The sequence below is a fragment of the Streptomyces peucetius genome, from assembly GCF_025854275.1.
Taxonomy (GTDB): Bacteria; Actinomycetota; Actinomycetes; order Streptomycetales; family Streptomycetaceae; genus Streptomyces; species Streptomyces peucetius_A.
The window spans coordinates 3,170,680-3,187,100 of record NZ_CP107567.1 but is presented as its reverse complement, the minus strand read 5'-3'; the positions used below and the strand labels follow the sequence as shown (position 1 = coordinate 3,187,100).

The following is a 16,421-nucleotide window of genomic DNA, read 5'->3' as shown; positions in this document are numbered from 1 at the left end:
AGCCAGCAGGGGGCAGAACGCCATGACGACAGGTCGGCAAGGCCTGGGGGCAGCTACGGGCCCCGGGGCCGGCGCGGGTACGGCGCCACCGAATGCGGCCTACGCCGGGCAGGTCGTGCACTTCCCGGACCCGGTCCGGGCCTCCCGTCATCCCAGAGGGGTGCGGGTGGACGCCGACGGCTACCCGGACTTCTCGCCGTACGCGCGTGCGGCCGCGGAGATCGCCGAGCCTCCGGAGGGCTTCGGGGTGGACGAGCTGCGGCTCACGGATTTCGTGTCGGCGAACGCGGCGCTGGCCGCGGACGGGCACGCCCTGTGGGCGACGATCCCGGCGGTGGCGACGCCGCACGGCTGGACATGGCACCACGTGCGTGGTTCGCGGCGGCTGGAGCTCGTACCGGTGGAGGTGAAGGCGCTGCTGCGCCATCACGGCGGGCTGGCGACGGCGGCCGTGGATCAGGACAAGCGGGGTACGCGCCCGCTGCAGGAGACGCGGCCCGCGCACTTCCGTCTGCCGAAGGGCGTCGTGTCGGTGACGGAGCAGCAGCTGCTCGGCGTCGAGGAGGATCTCGGTTATCGCCTGCCGGGTGCGTACCGCTCGTTCCTGAAGGCGGCGGGTGGTTCGGCCCCGGTCGGTGCGGCGCTGGACGCGGAGTTGGGGCTGCTGGTGGACCAGCCGTTCTTCACGGTGCGGGACGAGGCCGCGGTCAACGATCTGGTCTATGTCAACAAGTGCCTGCGGGACCATCTGACGAAGGACTATCTGGGTGTGGGCTTCGTACAGGGCGGGATTCTCGCGCTGAAGGTGCGTGGGGCGGACATCGGTTCGGTGTGGTTCTGCGCGTACGACGACGCCCGCGACCAGGACGGGTGGAACGTGCAGGAGCGTGTGGAGCGGTTGCTGATGCCCTGCGGCGAGGACTTCGACGCCTTTCTGCAGCGGCTCGCGGGCAATCCGCCGGAGCTGGAGACCGTGGCGAATCTGATGGTGGACGGCGGCTTCGCCCGTGCCGTTCCCGTCTCGGGCGAGGGGTGATGGTCCGGTGGTGACTTTCGCGCAGGCGCAGGAGCGCGCCGAGGAGTGGGTCAACGGCGATGTGCCCGCGTACCAGCACCGTGAGGTGCGGGTCCGTGAGTTCGATCTGGGCTTCGTCGTGTGGGCGGAGGACCGTGAGCAGGGCGCGCGTTCGGACGGTGGCCGGCAGCGGCTGGTGATCGCCAGGGACAGCGGTGAGGCGACGCTGTGGCCGGGGCTGCCGGTGGGTGAGGTGATCCGCCGGTACGAGGAGGAGTACGGGGGCACGGACGACGCGCCGGCAGCATCGGCGGGCGAGGCTCCGCAGCGGGTGGACCTGAATCAGACGTCGTTCTTGTTGAGCCCTCCGGAGTGGCTCCAGGACGCGGCGGACAAGCTGGGGATCCCGGACCGGCGGGCGTCGTCCTCCGGGTCCGCGGAGCCGGCGGGCCCGGGCGAGGCGGCTGCCGCCGCTTCGTCGGCGGGTGCCGGTTCCGGTGCCGGTTCCGCGCCTGTGCCGGACGTGTCGCCGTCTCCCGGCGCCGAGGCGGCCGGTCCGTCGCCGGCGGGTTCGGGCGCACGGGACGTGCCGGGTTCGATCGGTGGCAACGCCTCGCAGGCGACGGGTAGTTCTTCCTGGTCTTCGTCGCTGTCGTCCCCTTCTTCGTCGTCCGTGCCGTCCTCGTCCTCGTCCGCTTCGCCGGCTCCCGTGTCGGACGCGGGTTCGTCGTCGGGCGCGGGCGCGGACGCGTCGCAGGGCGGGGCCGCGTGGCCGAGCGCGGGGGCGGCCGACCACGAGCCGACCGCGTCGGACGGGGTTCCCGCCAGGCCCTCCGGGGGCACGGGCTGGACGGACACGAGTTCGGCGGGTGGGGACGACGCGTCGGTGCCGCTGCCGGCGACCGTGTTCGCGCCGCAGGTGTCGGCGGACGACGGACGCACTCCGCCGCCGGTGTCCGCGGACGCTCCCACGGCGCTGATGTCGGGAGGCAGTCAGCTGCCGAAGACCGCGATCGTGCCGGGCCTGAGCCCGCAGCCGCAGCCGCAGTCCGAGCCGGAGTCGGCTGCGCCGTCCGGCGCGACCCCGCCGCCCGCTCCGGGCGCCGGTGCTGCCGACATAGCGGACGCGGCGACGAGCAAGGCCGTGCTGCCGCCGCGCGGCGCACGCGGCGGTACGGGGGCGACGCCTCCGCCGCCGCCCGGTGCTCCCGGTACCCCGGGTGCCCGTCCGGGCGCCGGGGCGACGCCTCCGCCGTCGGGCCCGGGTGCTCCCGGCGCTCCGGCGGGTGGCTACCTGCCCACCCAACTGGTCTCGCAGCTCGGCCCGGAGGGGCCGCAGCCTCCGGGGCCTCCGGGTCCGCCTCCGGCGCCTGGTTCGACGCCGCCTCCGGGTGGCGGGGTGCATCACGCGGCGACGATGCTGGCCGGGCCCGCGCAGATGGGTCCGGGGGCGCCGCAGCCTCCGGGGCCTCCGGGTCCGCCTCCGGCGCCTGGTTCGACGCCGCCGCCTCCTGGTCCGCCGGCGCCTCCGGGTTCGACGCCGCCTCCGGGTGGCGGGGTGCATCACGCGGCGACGATGCTCGCCGGGCCCGCCCAGATGGGCCCGGGCGCGCCGCAGCCTCCGGGGCCTCCGGGTCCGCCGGCGGCTCCGGGTTCGACGCCGCCTCCGGGTGGCGGGGTGCATCACGCGGCGACGATGCTCGCCGGGCCCGCCCAGATGGGCCCGGGGGCGCCGCAGCCCCCAGGCCCGCCCGGCCCGGTGCCGAACGCGCCGCAGCCGCAGCCGCCGATGGGCGGCGGGCGGCCGCCGTACGGGTATCCGCAGCAGCCCACCGGTGTGCCGACGGTCGGGCCCGGTTACCAGGCGGTGCTGCGCTACCGCGCGCCCGACGGTTCCGAGGCCCAGCTGATCCGCCGCTCCGCGCCGGGCACGCCGCACCCGGAGTGGCAGATCCTGCACGAGCTGCGGGGGATGAACGTGCCGCCGCAGCAGGTGCTGGAGCTGCACACCGAACTGGAGTCGTGCGAGCTGCCGGGTGCGTACTGTGCGCGGATGATCCGGGAGACGTGGCCGCAGGCGCGGATCACCTCGATCGCCCCGTACGGCAGCGACCACGCCTCGCGCCAGCAGGGCATGCAGCAACTCCTCGCCCACCAGGGCGAGTTGCACCAGGTCGCGGACGGGCCCGCCCGTCCGGCGCCGGTGCGTGCCCCGCTGCCGCACGTGCCGCCCGCGCCGCCGATCCCGCCGGAGGGCGTGGCGCACGAGCTGGCGGGTGCCTTCGGGCCGCAGGGTCTGTGCCGGTTCGACCAGCGGGCCGTGTCGCGTCAGGGCGTGCCGGAGATCGTGGCGGCGACCCTGGTGTGGGCGGGTCTGCCGGGCGACTTCAACCCGTTCTTCTGGGCACAGCCGGCGCAGCCGGTGGTGCCGACACTGGCGGAACTCGCCGCCCAGCGCCAGGTGCAGCCGGCGTCGGACGCCGGTTCGTACCTGGTGATCGGAAGCGACTTCGGCCGGGCGATCTGCGTCCAGTACGGCACGGCGCACATCGTCGCGGTGCCGGTGGAGGCCGGTCCGGGCGGTGCGCCCGTGGCACCGCAGTTCGTGAACACGGGCCTGCCCGAGTTCGTGCGCTGCCTGGCACTGCTCGGCCGGATGTGGCCGCTGCGCTTCGGCCTCAACCCGGAGCAGGCGGGCCGCTGGACGGTCGACTTCCAGGCCCAGCTGGCGGCCTTCGACCCGGCGGCGCTGTCGTCGCCGGAGAGCTGGTGGTCGGTCCTCCTCGAGCAGATGTGGGACGGCCTGCTGTAGGGCGTGTCGCAGCGATGGTGCCCCCGGCCGTCACGGCCGGGGGCACCATCGCGTTGCGCTTCAACCCGCAGAGGCTGGTGTGGCAGACGTCACATCGGCCTGTGCCGTTGCAAAGGCCGTGCTGTCAGAGGGCGTTGTTACGGTCAGCCCTTCCCTGCGTACGCTTCGACGTTCCAGTGGACTTCGAGGAGTTGCTGCCTTTGCTGGCGCAGAGCTGCATCGACCACATGAAAGCCCACCATCCGCCTGTGTGGGTAAAACGATAGGTACTGTCACGCATGCGAACCCGATCCGCCACCTATCCCGACCGGGAAACGGCCCAGTGGGCCACCCAGCAGGTCATCACGGCCAATGAGCAGGCCACCATCGGTGGCTGGCCCAGTCGACCCGTCAGCGTCTGACCATCGAGGCCGCCTGGCCGTCCCGTCCTGAGCCCGTGGGGCGCGTTCTGCTCCAGGCGATGATGCTCGCGGGCCGGGAGCCCGTCGATGTGCGCGCGGCCCGCGTCGTCCTCAAGCGGGAAGAGTCCAGCCCGCACGGCTTCGCTGTCCACGCCACCTTTCCGATCTACCTCTAGCCTGCGCGTTTCACTTGCCGCCGTGTCCGGATCTTGACCGGAAACGCGAAAGTGCCCTCTGAGCTGGGAAGATGAGGCTTGTCGAAGGTCTCTGTCATCCCAGCAGGAAGGCACTTTCTGCGTGCACACTACCGGGTCGCGCCCCAAGCTCGTCGTCTCGGCCGACGGCCACGGGGTGGTCGCCCATGCCGGTTCCCGTCTGCTGGCCGATCTCGCTGACGCCACCGGCCTGACCGACGCGTTCACCGACGCGCTGCGCCGCCTGCGGCCACGCGGCACCGGACACAACCCGGGCAGGATCGCGGTAGACGTGGCGGTGATGCTCGCGGACGGCGGCGAAGCCATCGCCGACTTGGCCCTACTGCGTGACCAGGCCGAGGTGTTCGGCCCGGTGGCCTCTACCCCGACCGCCTGGCGCCTCCTGGCCGGCATCGACCACACGGCACTGGCAGCGCTGCGCACGGCCCGAGCTGCAGCGCGCGAGGTCGCCTGGCTGCAGGCCGCCGAGACAGACAGCGGCATACCCGCGGCCCAGGCCGGCGGGCGGGACCTGCCCGGGCTGGTCATTGATATGGATGCCACCCTGGTCACCTGCCACTCCGAGAAAGAGCAGGCCGCAGCCACCTACAAGCGGGGCTTCGGCTACCACCCGCTGTTGTGCTTCCTGGACAACACCGGCGAAGCCCTGGCCGGACTGCTGCGGCCAGGAAACGCCGGCGCCAACACCGCCGCCGACCACATCACCGTCCTCGATGCGGCGCTCGCCCAGATCCCCGACGACCGCCGCCACGGCACCCCCATCCTCGTCCGCACCGACAGCGCCGGAGGAGCCAAAGCGTTCCTGGCCCACCTGCGGGCCCTGCGCGCCCGAGGCGTCCACACATCCTTCTCGGTCGGACATCCCGTCACCGAACCGGTCCGCCGCGCGATCCGCGCCCTGCCCGATGAGGTCTGGCACCCCGCGCTGGAGCAAGACGGCACCCTGCGCACCGGCGCCGAGGTCGCCGAGCTGACCGGCATGGTCGACCTGGACGGCTACCCCGATGGCACCCGGATCATCGTCCGCCGCGAGCGCCCGCACCCCGGCGCCCAACTGTCCGTGTTCGACCTCGACGAGGGCATGCGCCACCAGGTCTTCCTGACCGACACCCCCTACGGCGAAGGCTCGCTGCAACACCTGGAGGTCCGCCACCGAGCGCACGCACGCGTCGAGGACCGCATCCGCTGCGGAAAGACCACCGGCTTCGGCCGCTTTCCCTCCCGCCACTTCACCCTCAACCAAGCGTGGCTGGAGCTGTCACTGGCCGCCACCGACCTGCTCGCCTGGGCCCAGACCCTGCTGCTGGAAGGAGAGTTGGCCACCGCCGAGCCGAAGAAGCTGCGCTACCGGCTGCTGCACGCAGCCGCCCGCATCACTCGCGGCGGCCGCCGCCTTCGCCTGCGGATCGCCGCGGCCTGGCCCTGGCGGCACGAACTCATCAACGCCTTCGCGCGCCTCACGGCACTACCGCGACCAGCCACCTGACCTGCTGCACTGTCCCTGCCCGCCCACCACCAAGGAACCCGTTGGAGAGCCCGGCCCGAGCGTCGGGCCCAAGCCATGCCCACTCACCGACCAGGGCCCGACAGCACCAGTCCTCCGCCATCACCCCAGCTCAACCACTCGAAGCGAAAGGGGGAGGCTAGGCAGCGTCCCGTGCCCCTGACACCACGCGAACACGACCGCAAGTACGGCGAGCTGGACCACGTGATCCGGGCCCACCTGGGCCGCACGGCCGACGAGGTCGAACCGCTGACCGCGTACCTCCGGCACACCTGGCGCACCCGGCCTTGGGCCGTCCCGATCGCCGAGGAACAGCTGCGTGCGTACGCGGACAACCCGCCCGGCCGACTCCGCCTGCGTCTCGGCGAGTTCTATCCGGTTCCCGACGTCGGCCTGCCGGACTCCGAGATCCAGGCCTGGCTGGCCCGTCTCGCCGACCGCCTCGAGGAAAGTGTGGAGAGCGGCCAGGCCCCGCCGCCGGCCACTCCGCAGACCCGCTGGGAGTGGCACGCCCGCTTCCCCGAACTCGCCCAGTTCCTCGGCGGCTGGTTCTCCCAGGACATGCCGGACGAGTTCGAGGACCACGATGCCGCGCTCGAGGACTACCTGACGTCCACCGACTCCGGCCTGATCGCCCAGCTCACCGGCGAGCTCCACGACCTCCTCACCCCGCCTCTGGACGAGTCCGACTACGCGCTCGCCGTGGCCGTCGGCATGGAGGTCGACCCGCCCGCGCCGTACGCGCCCGGCGCCTGGCTCGTGGCTCTTGCCGAGCGGCTGCGCACGCCCTGACCGCGTGGCGAACGACGGCGCCCGGTCCGTGGATCGCGGACCGGGCGGCCGTCGTCGTGCTCAGGGACTCGTCGGTGCGCCCGCGAGGATCGTCGGTTCCAGTTCCTCGTAGCGGCGGCGCTGCACGGCACGGTCGTTGTCGTACAGGACGGTCGCGAGCCAGCCGGCGAGGAAGCCGAGGGGGATGGAGACGAGGCCGGCCGTGGTGTACGGGAACCAGTTGAAGTCCTGGTCGGGGAAGACGGACTGCGGTGATCCGGACACCAGATTGCTTCCGGTCGTCACGACGAGTGCCGAGACGGTGCCCACGATGAGCGTGGCGAGCAGTCCCGTACGGGTGTAGCGGCGCCAGAAGAGGGTGTAGACGAGGGCGGGGGCGACGGCGGACGCGCCGACGCAGAAGGACAGGGTCAGCAGTGCCTGGAGGTTCAGGTGCCTGGCGCCGGCGGCGATCGCGATGGCGACGAGCCCGACGCCCGCGGCGGCGGCCCTGGCGATGGCCATCTCGGTGTTGTCGGTGAGCCCTGCCCTGCGCAGCCCGTGCGCGACGAGGTCGTGGGCGAGGGTGTTGGCGCAGGCCAGGGTGATCCCGGCGACGGAGGCGAGCAGGGTGAGGAAGATCGCGGTGGCCACGGCGGTGAACAGCAGTGTCTCGGCGGTGTTCGGGTCGGGGCCCATGACGGCCTGGCTGACCATCAGGAACGCGGTCTTGCCCTGGGGGTCGCCGGCGGCCAGTTCCTTGTGGCCGACGAGGGCCGCGGCGCCGAAGCCGATCACGGCGATCAGCAGGCAGGTGACGACGACGATCGACACGGCCCAGGACATGGAGCGCCGCACGGCCCTCGCGTTGCGGGCGGTGAACATGCGCATCGTGATGTGGGGGAGTACCGCCGCGCCGAGCACGACGGTCAGCTGGGTACTGATCATGTCGAGTTCGTCGCCGCCGAACTGCAGTCCGGGGGTGAGGTACGCGTCTCCCAGCCCGCTGCCTTCCTTGGCGGCGTCGAGCAGTGCGGGCGGGCTGAAGTCGAAGCGGTCGAGGATCAGTACGGCGATGGCGGTGGCCGCGCCGAGCAGGACGACGGTCTTGACGATCTGGATGAAGGCGGTGCCCTTCATGCCGCCGATCGCCGCGTACGTGATCATCAGCAGTCCGAGGAACACGATCGACCCGGTCTTGAACCCGTCGGCGTGGAAGCCGAGGACGACGGCGAGCAGGTCGCCCGCGCCCGCCAGCTGGAAGACGACCAGCGGCAGCAGCGCGGTGAGGGTGACGGCCGCCGCGGTGATCCGCACGGCGGGCCCGTGGGCGCGGCGGCTGAAGACGTCGCCCATGGTGAACCGTCCTGCGTTGCGCAGGGGTTCCGCGAGCAGGAACATCATCAGGACCAGGGAGAGCACGGTGCTCAGGGTGAGGGTCATCCCGTCGTACCCGAGGAGCGCGATGATGCCGATGGTGCCGAGGACGGTTCCGGCGGAGATGTAGTCGCCCGCGATGGCGAGCCCGCTCTGCATGGGGGACAGGGAGCGGTAGCCGGTGTAGAACTCGCCGAGGTCGTCCCGGTCGGGTCCGGTCATCACGCAGAGCAGCAGCGTCACGGTGATCACGGTGATGAACGCGATGAGGGACATGGTCTGGGCCTCGGAGCTGAAGCCGTTCATGCGCGCGCACCTCCGGCCGGCTGCCGTCCGGTGTGCCGCTCGGTGAGTTCCCTGACCGAGGCCACGAGCGGGTCGACGCGCCTGCGGGCGATCCGTTCGTAGACGGCGATCGCGGCGAGCGCCACGGGCAGCTGTACGAGTCCGAGCACCAGCCCGGTCGTGAGGCCGCCGCTGACCTCGCCGGTCATCATCGAGGGGGCGTAGGCGGACAGGAGCAGGAAGAGGACGAAGTAGCCGAGGGCGGTGAACGTCGAGACCCGCCGGAGCCTGCGGTAGGCCGAGCCGAGGCTTTGCAGTTCGCGGCCGTACTCGTCGTGTCCGCGCCCGTCGTGGCCGTGTCCGTGGCCGTGCCGAGCGGCCTGCGGCCGGTCCCATGGCTGCGGCTCGAAGTCCCACGCCGGGTCCGCCGTCTCCTGGCGGTGGCGGCCGGGGACGCGTGGCTGCGGTGGCGGGTCGGGGAAGAGCTGGTGGTGGTACGACATCGTCTTGCTCCTTGCCGCCCGGCGAGCGGGCGGGTGGCGCTGGTGGTCCGCGTACGTTACTCACCGGTAGTGCGATGACGTAAGGGTTTCCCGACCGAGCGGTATGTCAGTTCGGTGACGATCCTGGGCGGGTGCGAAGGGACCGCCGGTAACCGGGCCTTGGGCGTCGGCTTTGTCCGTGATGGGTGTGAAACGCCCTCAGGTCCCCGGCGGGCCGGGCAGGCCGTTCCGTGCGGGCCGGCAGCCTGACGCGGGTTACGGCCGGCCTTCGCCGGGGTCGATGCCGCCCTCGTCGGGGTCGATGTCGCCCTCGCCGGGCAGCCCGTCGCCGGGCAGCCCGTCGTCGGTCTGCGCCCCCACCCTCCCGCCTCCTCGACTTCCCGAAGGAACCCCGCACATGACCACCAGTTCCTCCGGATCCACCTACGCGTCCGCGGACGTGGACATCGATGCGGGCGACCGCGCCGTCGAGCTGATGGGGTGTGCGGGTGGGCCGGGGGCCGGGAGCCGTCAGTCCGTCGGACCGTCGGGGCTCTCGAAGCGGAACGGCAGCCCGAGCTGAGCGGCGAGCGTCTGCCCGACGGCCTGAGCCTCTGCCGCCTCCGGCCAAGGCGGCACCTCGCCGTTGAACACACGCCCGTCACCACGGCGTCCGGCTCCGTCATGACGGCGAAGAGACATACGAACCACCCGTGGGTGTCCCCGTCCCATCCGGCCGTGATCGCGGTGGGCCGGGCCGGTCAGCTCGTCGACCCGGGCGGACAGTGCCTCAGGGCTCAGTGGCGGGGACGGCGGCGGGTCCACGGGCAGTCCGAGTGCCGCGTATCGCTCGCTGATCAGGTCCATGCACTCGCGGACGCCCGGCGAGGGCGGTGGGACCGAGTCCCGGACGACCTTGATCGCCATGACGCGGCGGTTTTCGGTCAGCAGAGTGTCCACCTGGTCCTGCGCGCTGCTGGGCAGTGCGTCCCGGTCGAATGTCGGCATTCAACCGGTTCCGCCGCCCCGGGTCCGCCTACTGCCTGCGCCCTGTCCCGCTCAACGGACGGTCCTTCGACGGGAACCCGAAACGCGCCAGACAGTGCCACACCTTCTTGACCGCCTGGGGGGCGTACCGGCCCGTGCGCACGGCTTCTCCGACGATCCGGGGATCGAGCACGCCGTCCACGGCGATCCGCGTGCCGAGGTCGACGTACTCCTGTCCCCGGTAGTCGGGACGGCGGCGGAGTTCGTCGACGCCGAGACGGAAGCCGCCGTGCCACTCCACCGGGAAGCCGAGACGGCCGGCCGACGCCTCCACGGCCGTGCCCCGGTAGCACGGGTCCAGGACCAGTGCCTCCACATCACCTCGTACCCGGACCGGTCCGTGCACCTGCGCCTCGATGTAGTCGTCGAGATCGTCCTGGCGATCGGCGAGGGCGATCTCGATGAGCCCCATGCGCGCCGCGACACCGAAGTCCGCCGGCTCCAGAAAGCTGTCCGGGTAGCAGAACGTCGTCCGCGCCGACGCTTCGGCGCTGAGCCGGAAATGCGCCGAGCCGAACCGAGGCGCGCCGCCGGCCGGCTTGCGCCGGAAGTTCAACGCTCCGTAGACGGGGCGCTCGTGGCCGGGCACCGAGTCGTACGCTCCGCCGAAGATCCGGCTCTCCCAGCGCCAACGGTCACCGCCGGGATGAGCCGTCAGACCGCCGTTGCTCGTTCCTGTGACGAACTGTGAGCGGTAGACCCCGTCCTCGCTCATGGCGTCCAGGATCGGCCTGCCGTGCAGCAGCCGGTCCGGGTGGAAGTTGAGGGTCACGCGGAGGGCCGCGTCCATCGGACGGCCGGACGCAAGTCGCGCGACATGGCGCAGAGCGCGTTCCTGGGGTGTCCGTGGCAGATCCGAGTTCATTCGCGCAGTGTGCCCTCGGGCGGTCCGCTCGTGCACCCGTATTCACGCGGCGCGGGCTTGCCGTCGAAGGGGCGGGGTCCGCCGGACCGGTGACGTGCGGGCGTCAGTCCGGGTCCGCGTCCGTGCGGACCGGGAAGCGGCGCGGTGCCACGAACACCAGCACCAGCAGCGCCGCCCCCGCCGCGGCCGCCGCACCCACGTAGACGTGGTCGACGGCCGCGTCGACCGCGCGGCGGAGGCCGTCCGCCGCGGAAGCGGTCAGCGTGGCCGGGTTCTCCAGCGAGTGGGAGACCGAGTCGAGGCTGCCGCCGCCGAGGCGGGCGAGCAGGACCGCGTTGGCGACCGCGCCGAACAATGCCGCGCCCAGGGACTGGCCGACCTGGCGGCAGAAGAGGACGGACGCCGTCGTGGTGCCGCGCTCCGACCAGCCGACGGTGGACTGCACTCCGACGATCAGGGGGAGTTGGAAGAGGCCGAGCGCCGCTCCGAGCAGCAGCATGATGAGGGCCGGCTGCCACGGCTGGCCGGGGAACGGCAGCAGCGGGAAGGCCAGCAGGATCAGCATCGCGAGACCGATGCCGAGCATCGCGCACCGCCGGAACCCGATGCGGTTGTAGACCCGGTCGGACAGGGCCGCGCTGACCGGCCAGCTCAGGGTCATCACGGAGAGGACGAAGCCCGCGGCGATCGGGCCGAGGCCGAGGACGGACTGGGCGTAGGTGGGCAGGAAGACGGTCGGGGCGACCATCAGCAGACCCAGCGCGCCCAGTGCCAGGTTGACCGCCGCGATGGTGCGGCGGCGCCAGACCCAGCCCGGGATGATCGGCTCCGCCGCGCGGCGTTCGACGACGACGGTGACGGCGACGAGGACCGCGCTGCCGCCCAGCAGGGCCAGCGACGGCGGCGACAGCCACGGCCAGGCGATGCCGCCCTGGACGAGCGCGGTGAGCAGCAGGGCGCCGGCCGCGAAGACGCACAGCGCTCCGGCCCAGTCGACGCGTGGCCGGGACGTGCGTGCGGGGCGGGCCGGTTCGGTGAAGCAGCGCAGGATCAGGAAGAGCGCGACCGCGCCGACGGGCAGGTTGATGAGGAAGATCCAGCGCCAGTCCGCGTATCCGGCCAGCAGCCCGCCGACCGCGGGGCCCGCGACCGCCGAAGTGGCCCACACGGTGGAGAGTCTGGCCTGGATCTTCGGGCGCTCGGCCAGCGGGTACAGGTCGGCGGCGATGGTCTGCACCGTGCCCTGGAGCGCCCCGCCGCCGAGCCCCTGCACCACCCGGAAGGCGATGAGGGCGGCCATGTTCCAGGCGAGCGCGCACAGCAGGGAGCCGGCCAGGAACAGGATGATGCCGGCGACGAGGACGGGCTTGCGGCCGAAGGTGTCGGACAGTTTGCCGTACACGGGGAGGGTGACGGTCACGGCGAGGAGGTAGCCGGAGAACAGCCAGGAGAAGACGGCGAACCCGCCGAGGTCGCCGACGATCTGCGGCACGGCCGTCGAGACGATGGTCCCGTCGAGCGCGGCGAGCGCCATGCCCAGCATGAGCGCGGCGACGACCGGGCCGCGCCCCCGGGAAGCCGCCGGGTGCGCCGCGGAGCCGGGCAGGCGTTCCGTACGGCCGGTGCTTCCCATGACGTCCCCGGGTCCTTTCCCCATGCATCTATTTCCGGGTGACACCTTCTCACTTGATCCTCACGCAGCGGGAGGGTGCAGCCTCGTCCTCGGGTGTCCACCTCCGGGTGGAGACCCCTAGGGGCTCCTCCTTACTTCTGTCCAGGGGACGTTCGTCCCGGCGGACGACGAGAAGGCCGGGTGTCGTTCCTTAGCTTGTTCTTACGGCCGCAGCTGAGGCCGCCGCACAGGCAGAACCGGGCGGGGGTGGGGAAAACCCCCGGACCAGGACTGCGCTGCGCACCAGCGCGCCGGACCGCTTTCGTCGCGAGACTCGAGGCCGAGACGCGGCGACGACATCCGCTGATTCGCATCACTGCATCGCATCACTGATTCCCAGAGCTAGGAGACCTACCGTGACTACGGCTGTAACCACCCCCGCATTCGGGGAGACCGGAGGGCGCACGGCCGTCGCCGCACGGGGGCGGCAGGTCGTCAAGGCGTACGGCGCGGGGGAGACGCGTGTCGTCGCGCTCGATCACGTCGACGTGGACATCGCCCGCGGGCAGTTCACCGCGATCATGGGGCCGTCCGGCTCCGGCAAGTCGACCCTGATGCACTGTCTGGCCGGCCTCGACACCGTCACCTCGGGGCAGATCTTCCTCGACGACACGGAGATCACCGGCCTGAAGGACAAGAAGCTCACCCAGCTGCGCCGGGACCGGATCGGCTTCATCTTCCAGGCGTTCAACCTGCTGCCGACGCTGAACGCCCTGGAGAACATCACGCTCCCCATGGACATCGCCGGCCGCAAGCCCGACGCCGCCTGGCTGAACCGGGTCGTCGAGACGGTGGGCCTCGCGGAGCGCCTCAAGCACCGGCCGACCCAGCTCTCCGGCGGTCAGCAGCAGCGGGTCGCGGTGGCCCGCGCGCTCGCCGCCCGGCCGGAAATCATCTTCGGTGACGAGCCGACCGGCAACCTGGACTCGCGGGCCGGCGCCGAAGTGCTCGGTTTCCTGCGCACGTCGGTCGACGAGCTGGGCCAGACGATCGTCATGGTCACGCACGACCCGGTCGCCGCGTCGTACGCGGACCGCGTCCTGTACCTCGCCGACGGCCGGATCGTCGACGAGATGCAGCGGCCCACGGCTGAGGCCGTCCTCGACCGGATGAAGGACTTCGACGCGCGCGGGCGGACGTCATGAGCGTGTTCAGAACCTCGCTGCGCAACTTCTTCGCGCACAAGGGCCGCATGGCCCTCTCGGCCGTCGCCGTGCTGCTGTCGGTGGCCTTCGTGTCGGGCACGCTCGTGTTCACCGACACCATGAACACCACGTTCGACAAGCTCTTCGCCGTCTCCGCCGCGGACGTGACCGTCAGCCCCAAGGACGCGGACGAGTCACAGGCCCCCGTGACCGGCAGGCCCGAGACGCTGCCGGCCTCGCTCGTCGACGAGGTCGGCAAGGTCGAGGGCGTGGATTCCGCCGAGGGCGCCGTGTCCAGCATGAGCGTCACCGTCGTCGACTCCGACAACAAGAACATGGGCTCCACCACCGGTGCCCCGACGATCGCGGCCAACTGGACCAGGAACGACCTCAAGTCGATGGAGGTCGCCTCCGGCCACGCGCCGCGCGGCCCCACCGAGGTCATGGTCGACGCCGACACGGCCGACAAGCACGATCTGAAGCTGGGCGACGAACTGCGGACGATCGCCGTCACCGGTGACTTCACCGCGAAGATCTCCGGCATCGCCGCCTTCAAGGTCACCAATCCCGGTGCCGCCGTAGTCTTCTACGACACCGCCACCGCCCAGCGTGAACTCCTCGGCAAGGAGGGCCTGTTCACGCAGGTCATGGTCGTCGCCGACGCCGGTGTCAGCGACGAGGCGCTGAAGAAGAACCTGGCCGCCTCGCTGGAGCAGCCGTACAAGCTGCAGACCGCGAAGGAAGCGGCGGACGCCGGCCGTGAGGAGGTCGGTTCCTTCCTCGACGTGATGAAGTACGCGATGCTCGGCTTCGCCGGGATCGCCTTCCTCGTCGGCATCTTCCTGATCGTCAACACGTTCTCCATGCTGGTCGCCCAGCGCACCCGTGAGATCGGCCTGATGCGCGCCATCGGGTCGAGCCGCAAGCAGGTCAACCGTTCCGTGCTCCTCGAGGCGCTGCTCCTCGGGCTGGTCGGCTCGGTCGCGGGTGTGGCCGCCGGGGTGGGGCTGGCCGTCGGACTGATGAAGATGATGTCCGCGGTCGGAATGAACCTGTCCACCGACGACCTGACCGTGAAGTGGACGACCCCCGTGGTCGGCATGGTGCTCGGCATCGTCGTCACCGTGCTCGCCGCGTACATCCCGGCACGGCGCGCCGGGAAGGTCTCGCCCATGGCGGCCCTGCGCGACTCGGGCCTGCCGGCCGATGCCAAGACCGGATGGATCCGCGGCGGCATCGGGCTCGTCCTCACCGGAGCCGGCGCGGCGGCGCTGCTGGTCGCCACCCGGGCGGACAAGGCGAGCGAGGGGTCGGTGTTCCTCGGCCTCGGCGTGGTGCTGTCGCTCATCGGCTTCATCGTCGTCGGCCCACTGCTGGCGGGCGGTGTGGTGCGGGTGATCAGCGCGCTGGTGCTGCGGATGTTCGGACCGGTCGGCCGGATGGCCGAGCGCAACGCGCTGCGCAACCCGCGCCGTACCGGGGCGACCGGCGCCGCACTGATGATCGGCCTCGCCCTGGTGGCCTGCCTGTCGGTGGTCGGCTCCTCGATGGTGGCCTCGGCGACGGAGGAGCTCGACAAGTCGGTGGGCGCCGACTTCATCGTGCAGTCCGCCGGCAACGACGGCCGCCCGATAGTGCCGCAGGCCCAGGAGGCGCTGGAGAAGGCCCCGGGCATCGAGCACGTCACCGAGTACAAGGGCGTCGACGCGAAGATCACCGCCCCGGACGGCACGAAGGAGGACCTGCAGCTGGTCGCCGCCGACCCGACGTACGCGCGGGACCTGCGCCGCGAGACGGTGGCCGGCGAGCTGGCGGCCGCCTACGGCAAGGACGCGATGTCCGTCGGCAGCGACTACGCCGACCGGCACGGCGTGAAGGTCGGCGACACGATCAAGGTCGACTTCAAGAACGGCAGCCCGGCCGAGCTGAAGGTCGCCGCGATCACCTCCGACGACACGAACGTCGACAAGGGCGCGATGTACCTGAACATCACGACCGCCGAGCGGTACGTCCCGGCCGAGAAGATGCCCGAGAACATGATCATGTTCGCCAAGGCGGTCGACGGCCAGGAGAAGGAGGCGTACGCCGCGCTGAAGAAGTCACTCGCCGAGTACCCGCAGTACAAGGTGCAGAACCAGACCGACTTCAAGCAGGACCTGAAGGACCAGATCGGGCAGCTGCTCAACATCGTCTACGGCCTCCTGGCACTCGCGATCATCGTCGCGGTCCTGGGTGTGGTGAACACGCTGGCGCTCTCGGTGGTCGAGCGGACCCGTGAGATCGGTCTGATGCGGGCCATCGGCCTCTCGCGCCGCCAGCTGCGCCGCATGATCCGACTGGAGTCGGTGGTCATCGCCCTCTTCGGTGCGCTGCTCGGCCTCGGTCTGGGCATGGGCTGGGGCACCTCGGCCCAGCAGCTGCTGGCGCTGGAGGGACTGGGCGTCCTGGAGATCCCGTGGCCGACGATCATCACGGTCTTCGTGGGGTCGGCGTTCGTGGGCCTGTTCGCGGCCCTGGTCCCGGCGTTCCGGGCGGGCCGGATGAACGTCCTGAACGCGATCGCGACCGAGTAGCCGTCACGGCGGGGCCGGGCCGGCGGGCCCGGTACGGGGGTCCGGTCCCAGCGGCCCGGTCCCGCCGGAAGCGCCGGCCCCGGGTGTCCCCTAGCGGACACCCGGGGCCGGTTTCGTGCGTTCCCGCCCTCGCCCGCGGCGGGCGGCCGGGGTATCCGGGCGCGGCTGTCACAGTGCCGTCGTAGGCTGGACACCCCCGGCCCGGTACACGTGTCGGGCGCGTCGCGTTGCGCAGCGGGTTGCCCAGCGATGCGCGT

Annotated in this window: 11 protein-coding genes and 1 pseudogene; 7 read left to right on the top strand and 5 right to left on the bottom strand. The window is 71.7% G+C overall.

What is annotated here, in order from left to right; translation table 11 throughout:
• The first annotated feature begins 22 nt into the window (after positions 1-22).
• From OGH68_RS14430 to OGH68_RS14410, 5 genes and pseudogenes are all read left to right on the top strand, one after another.
• Positions 23-1,036 (top strand): SMI1/KNR4 family protein, encoded by a 1,014-nt coding sequence (locus OGH68_RS14430; protein ID WP_264244139.1) that lies wholly within the window; start codon positions 23-25, stop codon positions 1,034-1,036.
• A gap of 7 nt (positions 1,037-1,043) precedes the next feature.
• Positions 1,044-3,827 (top strand): SUKH-4 family immunity protein, encoded by a 2,784-nt coding sequence (locus OGH68_RS14425; protein WP_264244137.1) that lies wholly within the window; start codon positions 1,044-1,046, stop codon positions 3,825-3,827.
• A gap of 278 nt (positions 3,828-4,105) precedes the next feature.
• A pseudogene (locus OGH68_RS14420) lies at positions 4,106-4,404 on the top strand (RNase A-like domain-containing protein).
• Positions 4,405-4,525: 121 nt separating this feature from the next.
• On the top strand, positions 4,526-5,929 hold the full coding sequence (locus tag OGH68_RS14415; RefSeq protein ID WP_413470966.1) for an IS1380 family transposase: 1,404 nt from the start codon (positions 4,526-4,528) through the stop codon (positions 5,927-5,929).
• Positions 5,930-6,100: 171 nt separating this feature from the next.
• Positions 6,101-6,739: a contact-dependent growth inhibition system immunity protein gene (locus OGH68_RS14410; RefSeq protein WP_264244134.1), complete on the top strand. Its 639-nt coding sequence runs from the start codon at positions 6,101-6,103 to the stop codon at positions 6,737-6,739.
• Between the two features lie 60 nt (positions 6,740-6,799).
• Here the strand turns inward: OGH68_RS14410 and OGH68_RS14405 are convergent, their stop codons facing one another.
• The 5 genes from OGH68_RS14405 to OGH68_RS14385 all read right to left on the bottom strand — a co-directional run bounded on the left by OGH68_RS14405 (position 6,800) and on the right by OGH68_RS14385 (position 12,407).
• Positions 6,800-8,401, bottom strand: coding sequence for a cation acetate symporter (locus OGH68_RS14405; protein WP_264244131.1), 1,602 nt, complete (start codon positions 8,399-8,401; stop codon positions 6,800-6,802).
• The gene (locus tag OGH68_RS14400; RefSeq protein WP_264244128.1) at positions 8,398-8,883 is read right to left on the bottom strand and encodes a DUF485 domain-containing protein; all 486 of its coding nucleotides are present in this window, start codon (positions 8,881-8,883) and stop codon (positions 8,398-8,400) included. Before OGH68_RS14400 ends, OGH68_RS14405 begins: the two co-directional genes overlap by 4 nt.
• A 510-nt stretch (positions 8,884-9,393) precedes the next feature.
• The gene (locus tag OGH68_RS14395) at positions 9,394-9,870 is read right to left on the bottom strand and encodes a hypothetical protein (RefSeq protein WP_264244126.1); all 477 of its coding nucleotides are present in this window, start codon (positions 9,868-9,870) and stop codon (positions 9,394-9,396) included.
• Between the two features lie 28 nt (positions 9,871-9,898).
• Positions 9,899-10,774 (bottom strand): DUF3626 domain-containing protein, encoded by an 876-nt coding sequence (locus tag OGH68_RS14390; protein WP_413470983.1) that lies wholly within the window; start codon positions 10,772-10,774, stop codon positions 9,899-9,901.
• 103 nt (positions 10,775-10,877) lie between these two features.
• Positions 10,878-12,407, bottom strand: coding sequence for an MFS transporter (locus OGH68_RS14385; RefSeq protein ID WP_264244124.1), 1,530 nt, complete (start codon positions 12,405-12,407; stop codon positions 10,878-10,880).
• A gap of 395 nt (positions 12,408-12,802) precedes the next feature.
• Between OGH68_RS14385 and OGH68_RS14380 the strand changes: the two genes are divergently transcribed.
• Both OGH68_RS14380 and OGH68_RS14375 read left to right on the top strand, forming a co-directional pair.
• On the top strand, positions 12,803-13,591 hold the full coding sequence (locus tag OGH68_RS14380) for an ABC transporter ATP-binding protein (RefSeq protein WP_264244119.1): 789 nt from the start codon (positions 12,803-12,805) through the stop codon (positions 13,589-13,591).
• Positions 13,588-16,164, top strand: coding sequence for an ABC transporter permease (locus tag OGH68_RS14375; RefSeq protein WP_264244116.1), 2,577 nt, complete (start codon positions 13,588-13,590; stop codon positions 16,162-16,164). Before OGH68_RS14380 ends, OGH68_RS14375 begins: the two co-directional genes overlap by 4 nt.
• Positions 16,165-16,421: the final 257 nt, after the last annotated feature.

What these genes read in the sequence shown, in the direction of transcription:
- OGH68_RS14375 (WP_264244116.1), top strand. Translation starts at nt 13,588, where the DNA reads ATGAGCGTGTTCAGAACCTCGCTGCGCAACTTCTTCGCGCACAAGGGC.
- OGH68_RS14390 (WP_413470983.1), bottom strand. Translation starts at nt 10,774, where the DNA reads ATGAACTCGGATCTGCCACGGACACCCCAGGAACGCGCTCTGCGCCAT.
- OGH68_RS14430 (WP_264244139.1), top strand. Translation starts at nt 23, where the DNA reads ATGACGACAGGTCGGCAAGGCCTGGGGGCAGCTACGGGCCCCGGGGCC.
- OGH68_RS14400 (WP_264244128.1), bottom strand. Translation starts at nt 8,883, where the DNA reads ATGTCGTACCACCACCAGCTCTTCCCCGACCCGCCACCGCAGCCACGC.
- OGH68_RS14405 (WP_264244131.1), bottom strand. Translation starts at nt 8,401, where the DNA reads ATGAACGGCTTCAGCTCCGAGGCCCAGACCATGTCCCTCATCGCGTTC.
- OGH68_RS14385 (WP_264244124.1), bottom strand. Translation starts at nt 12,407, where the DNA reads ATGGGAAGCACCGGCCGTACGGAACGCCTGCCCGGCTCCGCGGCGCAC.
- OGH68_RS14395 (WP_264244126.1), bottom strand. Translation starts at nt 9,870, where the DNA reads ATGCCGACATTCGACCGGGACGCACTGCCCAGCAGCGCGCAGGACCAG.